Source organism: uncultured Microbacterium sp. (assembly GCF_963528945.1).
GTDB lineage: Bacteria > Actinomycetota > Actinomycetes > Actinomycetales > Microbacteriaceae > Microbacterium.
The window spans coordinates 315,971-330,998 of the sequence record NZ_CAURWX010000003.1 but is presented as its reverse complement, the minus strand read 5'-3'; the positions used below and the strand labels follow the sequence as shown (position 1 = coordinate 330,998).

General features: G+C 69.6%; 14 protein-coding genes. 13 read left to right on the top strand and 1 reads right to left on the bottom strand.

The window, feature by feature from the left end; all coding sequences use genetic code 11:
* Positions 1–126: 126 nt before the first annotated feature.
* The 5 genes from RWS82_RS11500 to RWS82_RS11480 all read left to right on the top strand — a co-directional run bounded on the left by RWS82_RS11500 (position 127) and on the right by RWS82_RS11480 (position 4,916).
* Positions 127–1,095, top strand: a complete 969-nt coding sequence (locus RWS82_RS11500; protein ID WP_314650257.1) for a tripartite tricarboxylate transporter substrate binding protein — start codon at positions 127–129, stop codon at positions 1,093–1,095.
* Between the two features lie 63 nt (positions 1,096–1,158).
* Positions 1,159–1,698, top strand: coding sequence for a tripartite tricarboxylate transporter TctB family protein (locus RWS82_RS11495; protein ID WP_314650255.1), 540 nt, complete (start codon positions 1,159–1,161; stop codon positions 1,696–1,698).
* The gene (locus tag RWS82_RS11490; protein ID WP_314650253.1) at positions 1,695–3,350 is read left to right on the top strand and encodes a tripartite tricarboxylate transporter permease; all 1,656 of its coding nucleotides are present in this window, start codon (positions 1,695–1,697) and stop codon (positions 3,348–3,350) included. Before RWS82_RS11495 ends, RWS82_RS11490 begins: the two co-directional genes overlap by 4 nt.
* Complete coding sequence (locus RWS82_RS11485; protein ID WP_314650251.1) at positions 3,347–4,216, top strand: dihydrodipicolinate synthase family protein; 870 nt, start codon at positions 3,347–3,349, stop codon at positions 4,214–4,216. The genes RWS82_RS11490 and RWS82_RS11485 overlap by 4 nt, the downstream gene beginning before the upstream one ends.
* A 259-nt stretch (positions 4,217–4,475) precedes the next feature.
* Positions 4,476–4,916, top strand: a complete 441-nt coding sequence (locus RWS82_RS11480; protein WP_314650249.1) for a DoxX family protein — start codon at positions 4,476–4,478, stop codon at positions 4,914–4,916.
* Between the two features lie 144 nt (positions 4,917–5,060).
* On the opposite strand, the gene RWS82_RS11475 is transcribed toward RWS82_RS11480, so the two are convergent.
* Entirely contained in the window at positions 5,061–5,390 is a 330-nt protein-coding gene (locus RWS82_RS11475) for a gamma-glutamylcyclotransferase family protein (RefSeq protein ID WP_314650247.1), read from the bottom strand.
* Between the two features lie 266 nt (positions 5,391–5,656).
* Between RWS82_RS11475 and RWS82_RS11470 the strand changes: the two genes are divergently transcribed.
* The 8 genes from RWS82_RS11470 to RWS82_RS11435 all read left to right on the top strand — a co-directional run bounded on the left by RWS82_RS11470 (position 5,657) and on the right by RWS82_RS11435 (position 14,994).
* Entirely contained in the window at positions 5,657–6,952 is a 1,296-nt protein-coding gene (locus RWS82_RS11470) for an extracellular solute-binding protein (RefSeq protein ID WP_314650246.1), read from the top strand.
* 74 nt (positions 6,953–7,026) lie between these two features.
* Entirely contained in the window at positions 7,027–7,998 is a 972-nt protein-coding gene (locus RWS82_RS11465; RefSeq protein ID WP_314650244.1) for a sugar ABC transporter permease, read from the top strand.
* Positions 7,995–8,867, top strand: coding sequence for a carbohydrate ABC transporter permease (locus RWS82_RS11460; protein ID WP_314650242.1), 873 nt, complete (start codon positions 7,995–7,997; stop codon positions 8,865–8,867). The genes RWS82_RS11465 and RWS82_RS11460 overlap by 4 nt, the downstream gene beginning before the upstream one ends.
* Before the next feature lie 27 nt (positions 8,868–8,894).
* The gene (locus tag RWS82_RS11455) at positions 8,895–9,728 is read left to right on the top strand and encodes an SDR family oxidoreductase (protein ID WP_314650240.1); all 834 of its coding nucleotides are present in this window, start codon (positions 8,895–8,897) and stop codon (positions 9,726–9,728) included.
* On the top strand, positions 9,722–10,639 hold the full coding sequence (locus tag RWS82_RS11450) for a dihydrodipicolinate synthase family protein (protein ID WP_314650238.1): 918 nt from the start codon (positions 9,722–9,724) through the stop codon (positions 10,637–10,639). The genes RWS82_RS11455 and RWS82_RS11450 overlap by 7 nt, the downstream gene beginning before the upstream one ends.
* Positions 10,640–10,731: 92 nt before the next feature.
* The gene (locus RWS82_RS11445; protein ID WP_314650236.1) at positions 10,732–11,709 is read left to right on the top strand and encodes a LacI family DNA-binding transcriptional regulator; all 978 of its coding nucleotides are present in this window, start codon (positions 10,732–10,734) and stop codon (positions 11,707–11,709) included.
* Between the two features lie 105 nt (positions 11,710–11,814).
* Positions 11,815–13,329, top strand: a complete 1,515-nt coding sequence (locus RWS82_RS11440; protein ID WP_314650234.1) for an FGGY family carbohydrate kinase — start codon at positions 11,815–11,817, stop codon at positions 13,327–13,329.
* 33 nt (positions 13,330–13,362) lie between these two features.
* Positions 13,363–14,994, top strand: coding sequence for a fucose isomerase (locus tag RWS82_RS11435; RefSeq protein WP_314650233.1), 1,632 nt, complete (start codon positions 13,363–13,365; stop codon positions 14,992–14,994).
* The last annotated feature ends 34 nt before the right edge of the window (positions 14,995–15,028 follow it).

The window sequence follows — 15,028 nt, the reverse complement described above, 5'->3', positions numbered from 1 at the left end:
CCGCGCACGTCTCCTCGAGGTCGTGCTCGCCGTCGCCACCCTCCTCTCAAAGTGTTGACTGTTAACAGTCAACACTGGTATTCTCGCAGCGTCGACAACACGGTCGACCCACGTAGAGGAGCAAAGATGCCCCGCAAGCGCATCACCCGGGCGGCCGCCGCACTCGCCGCCCTCACAGCGACCGCCCTCGTCGTCTCGGCCTGCACGAAGGTCGAGGAGGGCGAGGATGCCGCGTCGGCATTCCCCGAGAAGGACATCCGCCTCATCATCCAGGCCAACCCCGGCGGCGGATCCGACCTGTCGTCGCGCGCCCTCGCGACCGAGCTCGAGAAGATCCTCGGCGTCAGCGTCATCCCCGAGAACATGCCCGGTGCCGCCGGCGCGCTCGCCATGGAGTACGTCGGCTCGCAGGACGCCGACGGCTACGTCATCGGCTTCGCCCCCGTCGAGATCGCGATGCTCAACACCACCCAGGGCGCCAACGTGGAGCCCTCCGACTTCGACCTCCTCGGCCAGATCATGCTCGCCCCCGGAGTCATCACCGTCGGTGCGAACAGCGGTATCGAGACCCTCGACGACCTCGTCGCCCAGGCCGAGTCGGGCGCCGTCACCGTCGCCAACTCGGGCGCCGGCTCCATCTGGGAAGCCGCGACGATCGGGCTCGGCAACGCCACCGACGCCGACTTCACCCCGGTGCCCTACGACGGCGGTGCCACCGCCGTCGCGGCCGCGGCATCCGGTGAGACCGTCGCCGCCGTCTCGGGTCTCGGCGAGGCCCTCGCGCAGGGCGAGGCCGTGCGCATCCTCGCCGTCATGAACGACGAACGCCACCCCGACGCCGAAGACGTCGAGACGGTCGAAGAGGCCATCGGCGAAGACGTCGTGTTCGGCGGCTGGGGTGGCATCTACGCCCCGAAGGGCCTGCCCGACGACGTGAAGTCGACCCTGGAGCAGGCCGTCAAGGAGGCCGTCGAGTCCGACAGCTACCAGCAGTTCCAGGCGGATGCCGGCAACCTCGTCGTCTACCGCGACTCGGCCGAGTGGACGACGTTCGTCGACGACCAGTTTGCGCTCTTCCAGGACCTCCTGGGCTGAGCACTTTCTGCGGGGTCGGACGCGTTCCGGCCCCGCAGCGCTCCCCTCCAACGAAGGAGAACCATGTCGAGTCCCGACATCGCGGCTGAGGCCGCGGCCCCCGACGAGTACGTGGGCGCCCCGGCATCCCGGCCCCTCGAGATCGTCTTCGGCGTCGTCGCCCTCGCCTTCTCGGCCGGCTACCTCTTCCTCGCCACGCAGATCCCGTTGCGCCGCGAAGCCGCCCCCGGGCAGATCGACGCCCGGTTCTGGCCGACCGTCATCGGCGTGACCGCCGTGGTGATCGCGATCGCGATCCTCGCCATGGCCCTCACCCGCCCCGCCCCGGGCCGGGAGGACCTCGAGCGCATCCAGCCCGGCGGCTACGTGCGCGTGCTCGCCACGCTCGCGATCACCGGCGCCTTCATCGCACTCTGGTCGCTCGGCACCGTCATCCTCTTCGGGTACCGCATCGAGGTGTTCCCGATCGCGGCGGCCCTCCTGATGGCCGCCCTCATGCTCCTCTACGGTCACCGCCGCTGGCTGAGCCTCGTCATCTACTCCGTCCTCGTCACGGCGTTCGTCTACGTCGTGTTCGGCATGCTCCTGAGGATTCCGCTGTGAACGCACTCATGGAGGGGCTGAACTCGCTCCTCGACATCTCGATCCTGCTGTACATGCTCGTCGGCCTCGTGCTCGGCTTCATGGTCGGCGCCTTCCCCGGCATCACCGCGACGATGGCCGTCGCGCTCGCCGCCGGGTTCACGATGACCCTCGAGCCCGTGCAGGGCCTCGCCGTGCTGCTGACCATCTACGTCGCCGCGAACTTCGGCGACCGGGTGCCGTCGATCCTCATCAACACCCCCGGCACCCCGGCCTCCATCGCCACGACCCTCGACGGGTACCCCATGGCGAAGCAGGGCAGGGCGGGCCTCGCGCTCACGATCTCGGCGATCGTGTCGGCCGTCGGCATCCTCGCGTCGCTCGTGCTGTTCGCCGTCGCCGCCGTGCCGATCGCCAGCTTCGCCCGCGACTACTTCAAGTCGCCCGAGCTCTTCGCCCTCGTCGTGTTCGGCATCGCCATCATGATCGGCATCTCGTCGAAGTCGATGCTCAAGGGCATCCTCGCCGGGCTCTTCGGTCTCATGCTCGGCAGCGTCGGCACCTACGCCGCGACCGCCGACCAGCGCTTCACGTTCGGCGTTCTCGAGCTCGTCGAGGGCGTCAACTTCATCGCCGTCATCATCGGTCTCTTCGGCATCGCCGAACTGTTCGACCAGCTGCTGACGTACCGGAAGTCGAATGTGCGACCCATCTCGAGCCTCGGCCGCTGGTTCCCGAACCGGTCGGAGCTGAAGCAGTCCGGACGCGCGACCGCAGTCGGTGGTGCGGTCGGCCTCGGCGTCGGCCTCATCCCCGCGGCGGGCGGCGACATCGCCGGACTCATCGGCTGGGAGCGGGCCCGCAAGGTCTCGAAGAAGCCCGAGATGTTCGGCAAGGGCTCGATCGAGGGAGTCGCCGCGAGCGACACCGCCTCCAGCGCCACGCTCGGCGGATCGCTCACGACCACGATGGCGCTCGGCATCCCCGGCGACTCCGTCATGGCGGTGATGATCGGCTCGATGATCATCTGGGGCATCACCCCTGGCCCGACCCTCTTCACCAACCGCCCCGACCTCGTCGTCTCGATCGTCGGCATCATGCTCATCGCGACGATCCTGTCGCTGATCCTCAGCCTGGTGCGCATGAAGGGCATGGTGAAGCTGCTCGACGTGCCGCAGCCGTACCTGTGGAGCGGCATCCTGATCTTCTGCATCATCGGCACGTACGCGACGTCGAACAGCCTGTCGACCGTCGTCACCATGCTCGTGTTCGGTGTGGTGGGCGTGCTGCTGAAGCGCCTGCAGGTGCCCGCGGGGCCGGTCGTGCTCGGCCTGCTCCTCGGCCCCCTCGCCGAGGAGAACCTCGCCCGTACCCTCGCCATCCTGCCGACCCGGCCGTTCTTCGAGGTCGTCAGCCCGATCGCGATCGTGCTGCTCGCCCTCGCGGCGCTGTCGATCGTCATGCCGGCGATCCGCGCGGCACGTAAGCCGCGGGGCGAGCGCGCCTCGCTCGAGGACTCCATCCTCGACGACGAGAGCCGCGCCCAGATCGCGAAGGCCCACGACGAGCTCGCCGCCACCCCCGACCTGCTCACGTCGACCGTGCGCAACGTCGACACATCCCCCCGTGCGCGGCGCAAGGCCCGCAAGAACTCCGAGGAGAACGAGAAGTGACCCGCTACGACATCCTGACCGCCGTTCCGACCGCGTTCCACCGTGACGGCAGCCTCGACCTGGAGGGATCGCGCGCGATCTTCCGGTTCGTGGGCGAGTCGGGCAACGAGGGCGCCTTCATCCTCGGCACCACGGGGGAGTTCCCCGCCGTCGACGCCGACGAGTTCCGGGCGCTGGTCTCGGCCGCGATCGACGAGCTCGCCGATCGCATGCGCGTGATCGTGCACGTCGGACAGCCCAGCACCTTCGAGGCCGTTCGGCTGGTCGAGATCGCCCGCGGCCTGGGGGCGACCGAGTTCGCGGCGCTCACGCCGTACTACCTCAAGTCGACCGATGACGCGATCTTCGACTACTTCCAGGCCGTGTCGGATGCCGTCGGCGACGGGCGCCTGTACGTCTACATCTACCCCGCCCGCAGCGGCAACACGGTGTCGCCCGAGCTGCTCGTGCGCCTGGCCGCGCTGCCGAACATCGTCGGCGCGAAGGTCAGCGAACTGTCGCTCGACGAGATCGCCGCGTACCGCGCGGTCGTGCCCGCCGACTTCGACCTGTACACCGGTGCCGACCGTGACCTGATCGCCGCCGTCGAGGCCGGAGCGCAGGGTGTGGTCTCGGGTGTCTCGTCGGTGACGCCGAAGCCCTTCCGCGCGCTGGCGGATGCCGGCCGTTCGGGTGATGCCGAGGCGATCGCCGCCGCGCAGACCGCGGTCGACGACGTGGTGTCGCTCATCGGCGGCGATATGGCCCGCATGAAAGAGGCGTACCGCGTGCTCGAGGTGGTCGACGCCTACTGCCGCATGGCGATCGCCGAGCCGACGCCCGCGCAGCGCGAGGCCGTGGCGCAGGTGGTGGCCGCGAACCGCTGACTCGGCCCTCGGCGCGCCGTTCGTCCGTCCGCCCGGCGCAACTTCGGAGTCGGCCCCCGACGCGCCGTTCGCCCGGCGCAACTTCGGAGTCGGCATCCGACGCGCCGTCGATGAGGCGGATGCGCCGGCGTGTCGCGTCGCCACTCCGAAGTTGTGCGGGCGAGGCGCGCACAGGGAACGGATAGGTGGGCTTCCTAGCGTCGAAGGTGGGAACCCCCACCGCGCCCGGCGCGTGTCCTGACACGAAGGAAGCCCCCTCATGCCGAAGACCTCCGCCCCGTCCGCCGCCACCTCCTGGGGGCTTCTCGTGCTCCGCGTCGTCGTCGGCGCGATCTTCGTCGCCCACGGCGCGCAGAAGATTTTCGAGTACACCCTGCCCGGCACCACGCAGAGCTTCGCGGGCATGGGCGTGCCGCTGCCCGAGATCGCCGCTCCCGTGGTCGCTTTCGTCGAGCTGATCGGGGGAGGGATGCTCGTGGTCGGCCTCTTCACCCGGCTCGCCGGCATCCTGCTCGCCGTCGACATGGTCGTGGCGCTCGTGCTGGTGCACCTGCCCGCCGGTCTCTGGGTCGCGGAGGGCGGCTACGAGTTCGTCGCCCTGCTCGGTGCCGCCGCTCTGGCCCTCGCGTTCGCCGGTGCGGGTCGGTTCTCGGTCGATCGTGGGGTGCTGCGCGGCCGCGCCCCCGCCTGGCTCGCCTGACCCCCCCGCTCAGCCCGTGCCTACCCCGCGTGAGGGGTCAAGACACGCCGTATCGCAGCCCCCGCACCCGGCGTTTCCTGACCCCTCGCGCGGAAGCGCGGGCGCTCGGGGGCTCGCCTCGCGTGGCGCCCATGCCGTGAGCGATCAGGCGGCGAGATACACCCAGGCCGTGACGCCGGAGGCGAGGGTGACCTCGCGGCGCGCGTAGTCGGCGACCTCGTACGCGTCGGTCGCGGCGAGCTCCGCGTCGGTGAGGTCGAGGTATGCGCCGTCGACCGCATCCGTCGGCTCGCCGGGGTGCAGGATCGGATGCCGGTCGGACCCGCTCGTCGCGATGACCGCGGCGTCGGTGATCGTCACCCAGTCGAGGCGATGGCCCGGCAGCGCATCTGCGGTGGTGGGGACTTCGCGCCCGTACAGCGCACGCTGCACCTCGGGCTGACGCAGGGTGCCGTAGGAGAAGACGCGGTGCACGCCCTCCAGCGTATGCCGCCCGCCCCGCCCTCCCGTCCTCCACAGCGTGAGGGGTCAAGACACGCCGTGTCGGATGCCGGGGAGGCGGCGCTTCGTGACCCTTCACGCGAGAAGCGGGGGCCCACGAACGACGCAAAAAGGTTGCGTAACCATTTGCACCTTGACACCCTCATGACTGCGAAGTTATGGTGATGAAACCGATTTCACGTCCCGCCGCGAGATCGGATGCAATGACGCACAGAGCTTGCTGCCCAAAGGAGTGAACAGTGAAGTCTTCCCCCGTACCCCCGTCGCACCGCCCCCGCGCGCTGCGCCTCACCGGCCTCGCCGCCGTCTCCGTCCTCGCCCTCGCCGGCTGCGCCTCGGGTGGCGCCGGTGACGGCGGCGGCGGGAGCGCGGGCGGCGAGCTGACCTTCTCGAACTGGCAGTTCCTCGAAGACGGCAAGGGCCCGATCATCTGGGATGCCGTGAAGGGCTACACCGGCCCCGATGACAACATCGAGCTCACCAAGGTCGAGATCCCGTTCGCGAACTACGCCGACAAGCTCAGCACCGAGCTCGGCGCCGGGGGCGGCCCCGACGTCATGGTGCTGCAGGACAGCCAGTTCGCCTCCCTCGTGGATGCCGGCGTGCTCGAGCCCCTCGACGACATCGCCGACGAGCTCGGCGACGACCTCAACAACACCAACGAGGCCGGGGTGTTCGACGGCGGTCAGTACGGCTTCAACTGGGAGCGCCCGACGTACAGCACCGTCATCTACAACAAGGAGATCTTCGACCAGCTCGGCCTCGAGGTGCCGACGACGTTCGACGAGTTCCTCACGACGGCGCAGACGATCAAGTCCGAGCTGGGCATCGCGGGCTGGGCCGGGCGTCACCAGACGGCCGAGATCGACGGCTGGACCCTCGAGATGGCGAACTGGATCTACGGCTTCGGCGGCGAGCTGAGTGACGGTGAGAAGCTCACGATCGACAAGGCCGAGAACGTCGAGGCCGTCGAGGCGTTCCTCGAGACCTTCGCCTCGGGCGTCGCCCCGATCGGCGACGACGCGTCGACCTTCCGCGCCAAGTTCGGTCAGGGCCAGGTCGGCATGCTGTTCGAGAACTCGGGCGTCGCGACGACGATCACGAGCAACCCCGACAACGTCGTCGACGGCATGACGCTCGGTGCCGCCCCGCTGCCGCTCGCCAACCCCGGCTCGAACTCGCAGCTCATCATCGCCGTGAACGCGAACAGCGACAACAAGGAGGCCGCGAAGGACTTCGTGCGCTGGGTGCTCGGCGAACAGGGGCAGACCGCGATCCGCGCCGGCCTCGGAGCATCCGCCATGGCGACCGATGTCGAGCCCGACGCCGCGTTCCTCGAGGCCAACCCGTGGGCCACGCAGTTCCTCGAGGCCGCGAAGACCTCGAAGTCGACGCTCGTCGAGGGCTTCGAGACCGAGAGCAAGGTCGTCTGGCGCGAGGTGCTCACCGCGGTCGAAGACCTGCGGGTCAACGGCGGCGACGTGAAGCAGAAGCTCGCCGAGGTGCAGGAGACGCTCGAAGCCGAGCTCGGCTGAGCATCGCGAGGGGCGGGCGGATGCCGCATCCCCCGCCCCTCGACCCCCCCGGCTTTCCCGAAAGGACCCCGGCCATGGCCATCCCCACGCTCGAGGCGCCCCGTTCGGCTCCTCCCGCCTCGCCCCCGAAGACGCGCCGGAAGCGTGGCGGCGGCGCGGTCGGACGTTTCGTCGAACGCTACGGCGCGTACCTCTTCCTCCTTCCCGCGATCGCGTATCTCGCGGTGTTCACGGTCTTCCCGCTGATCCGCGGGGTTCTGCTGTCGTTCACGGCCACGAAGCTGGTCAACCCGGCGGGCGGCCGCGGCGTCGGCCTGGAGAACTACGACTACCTGCTGTCGAGTGACCGCTTCTGGTCGTCGGTGATCACGACCCTGCTCTACACGTTCTTCACGGTGATCTTCTCGGTCGGCATCGGCACGGCGGGCGCTCTCCTGCTGAACACGGCGTTCAAGGGCCGTGGCATCGTGCGTGCCATCGCCACCATCCCGTGGGCCGTGCCGACGGTCGCCGCCGCGCTCATCTTCGTGTGGATCTACAACAACGAGCAGGGCATCCTCAACCGCACGAGCAGCGCGCTCGGCATGGGCCAGCACGGCTGGCTGGTCGACCCGCAGTACGGCCTCTTCGCCGTCACGCTCGCCACGGTCTGGAAGCTCACCCCGCTCGTCATGCTCGTCATGCTCAGCGCGTTACAGAGCGTGCCGCACGAGCTGCGCGAGGCGACGTGGGTCGACGGCGCGACGCGGTTCCAGTCGTTCCGCGCGGTGACGCTGCCGCACATCATGCCGACGATCCGCATCATCACGCTGCTCATGACGATCTGGTCGATCCGGCGTTTCGAGATCATCTTCCTCATCACCGGCGGCGGGCCGCTCGACGTCACGAACACGCTCGTCGTGAACGTGTACCGCACCGCCTTCCAGGATCAGAACCTCGGTCGGGCCGCCGCGATCGGCGCCCTCGGCCTCGTGCTCTCGCTGCTCGTCACGGTCGTCTACTTCGTCGTGGAGCAGCTGCAGGAGCGTCAGGAGAACCAGCGATGACCACCGTGCGCATCCCCACCGACCTCCCGCGTCGTCGCGGCGTGGGTGCCAAGTTCGGCAGCCTCGGCAAGGCCGTGCTGATCACCCTCCTCGTGGTGTTCGCCGGCTTCCCGATCTACTGGATGCTGTCGACCTCGCTCGCCACCGAGACGTCGCTGTACCGCGACGGACAGCCGCTGCTCCCCGAGGTGCAGAACATCGGCCAGTGGGGCGGCTTCCTCGCCGACATCCCGATCCTCCGCTGGCTCGGCAACTCGTTCGTGATCGCCGCGGGCACCACGATCCTCAGCCTGGTGCTGGCGACGATGGCCGCCTACGCACTGAGCCGCTACCGCTTCCATGGCCGCGGCGTCGCGGGGTTCGTGTTCTTCAGCACGCAGATGCTCCCCGAGGCGCTCATCATCGTGCCGCTGTACGCGATCTTCGCGGGAGCCGGGCTGCTCAACAGCCACTGGGGCCTGGTGCTCGCCGACACCGCGTTCGTCATGCCGGTGAGCATGTTCATCATCAAGAGCGGCATCGACAAGATCCCGTACGAGATCGAGGAGTCGGCGCGCATCGACGGATGCTCCCGCCTGCGCATCCTCACCACCATCGTGCTGCCGCTGATCATGCCGAGCATCGCGGCGGCCGCGGTCATCGCGTTCTTCGACGGCTGGAACGAGTTCATGTTCGCGAACACCTTCATCTCGTCGAGCGATCTGTGGCCGGCATCCGTGGGGCTGTCGTCGTTCCTCGGCCAGTTCTACACGCCGATGAACGTGGTCATGCTGTGCGCGCTGCTGTTCGCGCTGCCGGCCATCATCTTCTTCCTGTGGGCGCAGCGCGGCATCGTGTCGGGCCTCACCGCGGGATCCGTCAAGGGCTGACCGCCCTGCGATCTGGAGTACTCATCTATGTCTGAAGGAACGGACCCGCTCTTCTCGGTGCGGGACAAGGTGGTCGTCGTGACCGGCGGCTTCGGCCAGATCGGCGCGGAGTTCGTGCGCGAGCTGCACGGCCGCGGCGCACGCGTGGCGGTGACGTCGCGCAGCGAGGTGGCCGACCCCGCCGCGCGCCTCGGCATCGACGACCCCGAGGGCCGACTGCTCGCGGTGGCGATGGACATCACCGATCAGGCCAGTGTGGATGCCGGTTTCGACCGGGTCGCCGAGGCGTGGGGCGTGCCCACCGTCGTCGTCAACAACGCGGGCCTCGACACGCAGCCCAGTGCGCCGCCGGAGGTGTCGGGGCCGTTCGAGGAGTTCCCCGTCGAGGTGTTCCGCGAGGTGGTCGACACGAATCTCGTCGGCACCTTCCTCGTCACCCAGGCGGCGGGCCGGCGGATGCGCGATGCCGGGGTCGGCGGATCGATCGTGAACGTGGGGTCGATCTACGGCATGGTCTCGCCGGTGCAGGACATCTACGCCTACAAGGCCGAGCTCACCGGAGTGCCGTTCATCAAGCCGGTCGCGTACTCGGCGGCGAAGTCGGGGCTCTACAACCTCACCCGCTACTGCGCGACGTACTGGGGCCGTGCCGGCATCCGCGTCAACACGCTCACGCCGTCGGGCGTGCGGCGCGACACGCAGGATGCGACGTTCCAGGCGAACTACACCGCCCGCATGCCCATCGGGCGCATGGCCGAGGCGAACGAGTTCAACGGCGCGCTCGTCTTCCTCGCATCGGATGCCTCGACCTACATGACCGGCTCGAACGTCGTGGTCGACGGCGGGTGGACCGCATGGTGAGCGAGGTGCTGGGCGAGCGGCTGTTCACCGCCGCGGTCACGCCGATGCGCGCAGACGAGAGCGTCGACCACGAGGCGCTCGCCGCCATGCTCGACAGCGACGTGCGCCGCGGCGTCGAGGGCGTGTACGTGTGCGGGTCGTCGGGCGAGGGCGTGCTGCTCTCGGAAGACGAGCGCATCGCCGTCGCGGCGACCGCGGTCGACGCCGTCGCCGGACGCGTGCCCGTGCTGTCGCACGTCGGCGCGATGTCGACCCGCGAGGCCGTACGCATCGCGCAGGCCGCGAAGGATGCCGGAGTCGCCGCGATCTCGATGATCCCGCCGCTGTACTACGGGTATTCGACGCCCGACGTCGTGCGGCACTTCCGCACGGTGATCGATGAGGTCGACCTGCCCTTCGTGCTCTACAACATCCCCCAGTTCACCGGGCGCGACATCTCGGAGGGCGGGTTCGACGAGCTGCTCGCGCTGCCGCAGGTGATCGGGGTGAAGCACACCTCGCGCAACCTCTACGGGGCCGAGCGCATCCTGCGACGGCATCCGCATCAGACCGTGGTGAACGGCTTCGACGAGTTCTACCTGCCCGCGCTCTCGATCGGCGCGCGTGGGGCGATCGGCACGACGGTGAGCCTGCAGATCGAGCTGTTCCGGTCGTTGCGGCGACGGTTCGCCGCGGGCGACCTCGCCGGTGCGCGCGCCGTGCAGGTGCGCATCGACGACACGGTCGAGGGCATGGTCGAGGTCGGCGTGTTCGGTGCCGCGAAGTACCTCGGCGGCAAGCTGTCGGCGCCGCTGGGGGAGTGCCGGTCGCCGCTGCCGCGCCTCGACGACGCCGGACGAGCGCGCCTCGACGAGGTCTTCACGCAGCTGCAGGAGCACATCGCGACCACCGCTGAGGAGGATGCGGCCTGACCGTCGCCTCGGGTGATCCGACGGAGGGCGGTGCCGGGAGGGCCGGTAGGGTGAAGCATCCGGGCACGGGCCCGATCGGTAAAGGGCGGCACATGACCACGATCTACGACGTCGCGTCGCGCGCCGGAGTCTCGCCGGCCACCGTCTCGCGGGTCTTCAACGGCACCAAGGTGTCGCCCGAGAAGGTCGAGGCGGTGCGCCGCGCGGCCGCCGAACTCGACTTCACCCCCAACCGCGCCGCCCGCACGCTGCGGCGGCGCAGCGCCGAGGTGATCGCGCTCGTGATCCCCGACATCGAGAACCCGTACTTCACCGAGATGGCGCGCGGCGTCGAAGACGTGGCGTCCGAGGCGGGGTACTCGGTCGTGCTGTGCAACTCCGACTCGCAGCCCGAGAAGGAGCAGACCTACCTGCAGATCGCGGTCGCCGAGAACATGGCGGGCGTCATCATCGCCACGGCCTCACCGACGACCGAGCTCGACGGCATCCTCGCGACCGGGCGTCCCGTCGTGGCGGTCGACCGCGCCACCCGCTACGACCTCGACGGAGTGGTGATGGCCAACCGCGAGGCGGCGATCGCCGCGACCTCGTCGCTCATCGAGGCCGGGTATCGCCGCATCGCCTACATCGGCGGTCCGGAAGACATCGACACCGCGGCCGACCGTGCCGCGGGCTGGCGCGAAGCGCTCGCCGGCACGCAAGACGACATCGAGACGCTGCAGCGCTTCAGTACGTATCGGGTGGAGGGGGCGCGCGCCGCGATGGAAGAGCTGCTCGCGCTGCCCGAGCCGCCGGATGCCGTGGTCGCCGGTAACAACCTCATCGGTGTGGGTGCGATCCAGGTGCTCACCGAGCGCGGGCTCACCCCGCCGGCGTTCGGGGTGGCTGTCGTGGGTTCGCTGCCCTTCACGACGTTGTCGCCGACCGCGGTGACGATGGTGCGACTGCCCGCGCGGCACATGGGCACGACCGCCGCGCGACTGCTGCTCGAGCGCATCGCGGGCGACGCGCAGCCCGCCCGCACGGTGGTGCTGCGCGGCGAGGTGCAGCGCGCGAGCGCGTCCCGCTAACGGTTCTCGGCTACGGGTCGACGCGGTCGACATCCCCATGCTGACTACGCAACCAGACTTTCCGCTTGCACTGTGAAATCGATTTCAGTTACGCTCGTCCCGAGCATGATCGAGGAGGACACCATGCGCTGCACCCTCGGGGTGGATGTCGGGACGTCGAGCACGAAGGGTGTGCTGGTCGCCGACGACGGAACCATCGTCGCGTCGGCGACGCGGAGCCACGACGTGTCGCGGCCGCGCACCGGCTGGGTCGAGATGGATGCCGCGATCTGGTGGGACGAGTTCGTCTCGCTCGCCCAGGAACTGCTCGCCGCGCATCCCGATGCCGAGATCGCCGCGGTCGGCGTCAGCGGCATGGGGCCGTGCGTGCTGCTCGCCGACGAGAACGACGAGCCCGTGCGCCCCGCCATCCTCTACGGTGTCGACACCCGGGCCACGACCCAGATCGAGCGCATGACGGCCGACCTCGGCGTCGACGAGATCACGCGCGTCGGCGGATCGGTGCTCACCTCGCAGGCCGGCGGTCCGAAGATCGCGTGGGTCGCCGAGGAGGAGCCGGATGCCTGGGCCCGCGCCCGCCGCCTCTTCATGCCGGCGTCGTGGCTCGCCCGCAAGCTCACCGGCGCCTACGTGCTCGACCACCAGTCGGCCAGCCAGGTCTCACCCCTCTACGACATCGAGCACGAGCGCTGGCACGCGCCGTTCTGGGGCCGTTACGCCACGGCCATCGTGCAGCCCCGGCTGGCCTGGGCGGGTGATGTCGCCGGCACCGTGACGCCCGCCGCAGCCACGCTCACCGGCATCCCCGCCGGCACCCCCGTCATCACCGGCACGATCGACGCCTGGACCGAGGCCGTCAGCGTCGGCGCCCACGAGGTCGGCGATCTCATGCTCATGTACGGCACGACGATGTTCCTCGTCGCGACCGGTGACGCGACCCTCCGCACCCCGTCGATGTGGACCACGGCGGGCGCGTTCCCCGGCACCCGCAACCTCGCCGGCGGCCTCTCGACCTCGGGCGCGCTCACCGCCTGGTTGAAAGACCTCACCGACGCCGACTACCCGCAGTTGCTCGCCGAGGCCGAGGCGTCCGGGCCCGGTGCCCGCGGTCTGCTCGTGCTGCCGTATTTCGCGGGTGAGCGCACCCCGATCCAGGATCCGGATGCCCGTGGCGCGATCGTCGGCCTCACCCTGGAGCACTCCCGCGGCGATCTGTACCGTGCGGCTCTCGAGGCCACCGCCCTCGGTGTGCGGCACAACGTCGAGACCATGCGCGCGGCGGGCGCCGACATCCGCCGCATCGTCGCCGTCGGCGGCGGCACTCAGGGTCGCCTCTGGCTGCAGGTGGTCTCGGACGTCACCGGTCTCGTGCAGGAGGTGCCCGCGACCACGATCGGTGCGAGCTACGGCGCCGCCTTCCTCGCGGCCGTCGCCATCGCGCCCGACGGCGACGCCCCGCTCATCACCGACTGGAACCCGGTGACCGAGACGATCACCCCGAACGCCGACCTGCGGGCGACGTACGACACCCTCTTCGACCGGTACGTGCGCCTCTACGCCGGCACGAAGGACGTGGTGCACGAACTCGCCGCCGACCAGCGCGGCGCCGCCCGCCCCTGACCCTCGAACCGGCCCACCAGCAACGGAGGAACCATGAGCTACACGCTCCCGACGCCGGCATCGCGCCCGGCATCCGCCCCCAAGACCGCCTACCTCATCGCCTCGGGCGACCTGCGCGAGTCGGCCAACACGGCCGGCTGGCCCACCCAGGTCGAGCTCGAAGCCGGCGTGACCGGCGTGCTGAACGACCTCGGCTGGACGGTCGTGCGCGCCAACGACGTCGACCCCGAGACCGGTCACGGCTTCATCTCGAGCCAGCGCATGGGCCTCGAGGTGTTCAAGAACATCCCGACGGATGCTCCGCTCATCGTCGCCGAGGCCGTCTGGCAGTACTCGCACCACGTGCTCGCCGGTCTCCGCACGCACGAGGGCCCGATCCTGACCGTCGCGAACTTCGCGGGCGACTGGCCCGGACTCGTCGGTCTGCTCGGCCTCAACGCCGGCCTGACGAAGATGGACAAGCCGTACGCCACGATCTGGTCGGTCGACTTCACCGACGAGTGGTTCCAGTCCGGCATCCGCGAATGGACCGAGACCGGCTCGATCACGCACGATGCCTCGCACGTGCGCGCTCTGCCCGCCCTGCCCGACAGCCCCGAGAAGGAGCTGGGCGAGGCGCTCGCCGCCGAGCTGCTCGCCGAGAAGGCCATCATCGGCGTCTTCGACGAGGGCTGCATGGGCATGTACAACGCCATCTTCGACGACGAGCTGCTCAACGCCACCGGCATCTACAAGGAGCGCCTGTCGCAGTCGGCGCTGTACGCCGAGATGCTCGAGGTCACCGATGCCGAGGCGGATGCCGCATACGACTGGCTGATCGACGCGGGCATGACCTTCCGCTACGGCGAGGACGCCGCCACCGAGCTCACCCGCGACCAGGTGCAGTGGCAGCTGAAGATGTACATCGCCGCCCTCCGCATCGCCGACGACTTCGGCCTCGACGCGGTCGGTATCCAGTACCAGCAGGGCCTGAAGGACCTGGTTCCGGCCTCGGACCTGGCCGAGGGCATCCTCAACTCGACCGAGCGTCCGCCGGTGACCTCGCGCGACGGTTCGCGCGTGCTGCACGAGGGTCGCGCCTTCCCCCACTTCAACGAGGCCGACGAGGGCGTCGCGGTCGACGCGCTCGTCACCGACCGCGTGTGGCGGGCGATGGGCCTCGTGCCCGACAACACCCTGCACGACGTGCGCTGGGGCGAGGACTATGACGGGCAGTTCGTGTGGGTGTACGAGATCTCGGGCTCCGTTCCGGCCTCGCACCTGGGCGGATGGCAGAACGCCGAGGGCTGGCGCCAGGGTCACGTGTTCTTCCCGGCGGGCGGCGCCACGATCAACGGCGTCTCGAAGCCGGGCGAGATCGTGCTGTCGCGGGTGTTCATCGCCGACGGCATCCTGCAGGCCGACATCTTCCGCGCGTCGGTGATCGAGCTGCCGGAGGAGGAGACCCAGCGCCGCAAGGACGCGACCAACCCGGAGTGGCCGATCGCTCACGTCGTGCTGCACGGAGTCTCGCGCGACCAGTTCATGGCCCGCCACAAGGCCAACCACGCGCAGCTCGTCTACGCGCCCGACGCCGAGACGGCCGACAAGGCCCTCATTGCCAAGGCGGCGATGCTGGACGGCATGGGCATCAAGGTCAACCTCGTCGGAGACGTCGCGGTCTGAGGCCCGGAGGGTCGAGAGGGGGCGGATGCTGCGG

Excerpts from the sequence above, each read along its gene's own strand:
- RWS82_RS11500 (WP_314650257.1), top strand. The coding sequence starts at position 127 with ATGCCCCGCAAGCGCATCACCCGGGCGGCCGCCGCACTCGCCGCCCTC.
- RWS82_RS11495 (WP_314650255.1), top strand. The coding sequence starts at position 1,159 with ATGTCGAGTCCCGACATCGCGGCTGAGGCCGCGGCCCCCGACGAGTAC.
- RWS82_RS11480 (WP_314650249.1), top strand. The coding sequence starts at position 4,476 with ATGCCGAAGACCTCCGCCCCGTCCGCCGCCACCTCCTGGGGGCTTCTC.
- RWS82_RS11465 (WP_314650244.1), top strand. The coding sequence starts at position 7,027 with ATGGCCATCCCCACGCTCGAGGCGCCCCGTTCGGCTCCTCCCGCCTCG.
- RWS82_RS11460 (WP_314650242.1), top strand. The coding sequence starts at position 7,995 with ATGACCACCGTGCGCATCCCCACCGACCTCCCGCGTCGTCGCGGCGTG.
- RWS82_RS11455 (WP_314650240.1), top strand. The coding sequence starts at position 8,895 with ATGTCTGAAGGAACGGACCCGCTCTTCTCGGTGCGGGACAAGGTGGTC.
- RWS82_RS11450 (WP_314650238.1), top strand. The coding sequence starts at position 9,722 with ATGGTGAGCGAGGTGCTGGGCGAGCGGCTGTTCACCGCCGCGGTCACG.
- RWS82_RS11445 (WP_314650236.1), top strand. The coding sequence starts at position 10,732 with ATGACCACGATCTACGACGTCGCGTCGCGCGCCGGAGTCTCGCCGGCC.
- RWS82_RS11440 (WP_314650234.1), top strand. The coding sequence starts at position 11,815 with ATGATCGAGGAGGACACCATGCGCTGCACCCTCGGGGTGGATGTCGGG.
- RWS82_RS11435 (WP_314650233.1), top strand. The coding sequence starts at position 13,363 with ATGAGCTACACGCTCCCGACGCCGGCATCGCGCCCGGCATCCGCCCCC.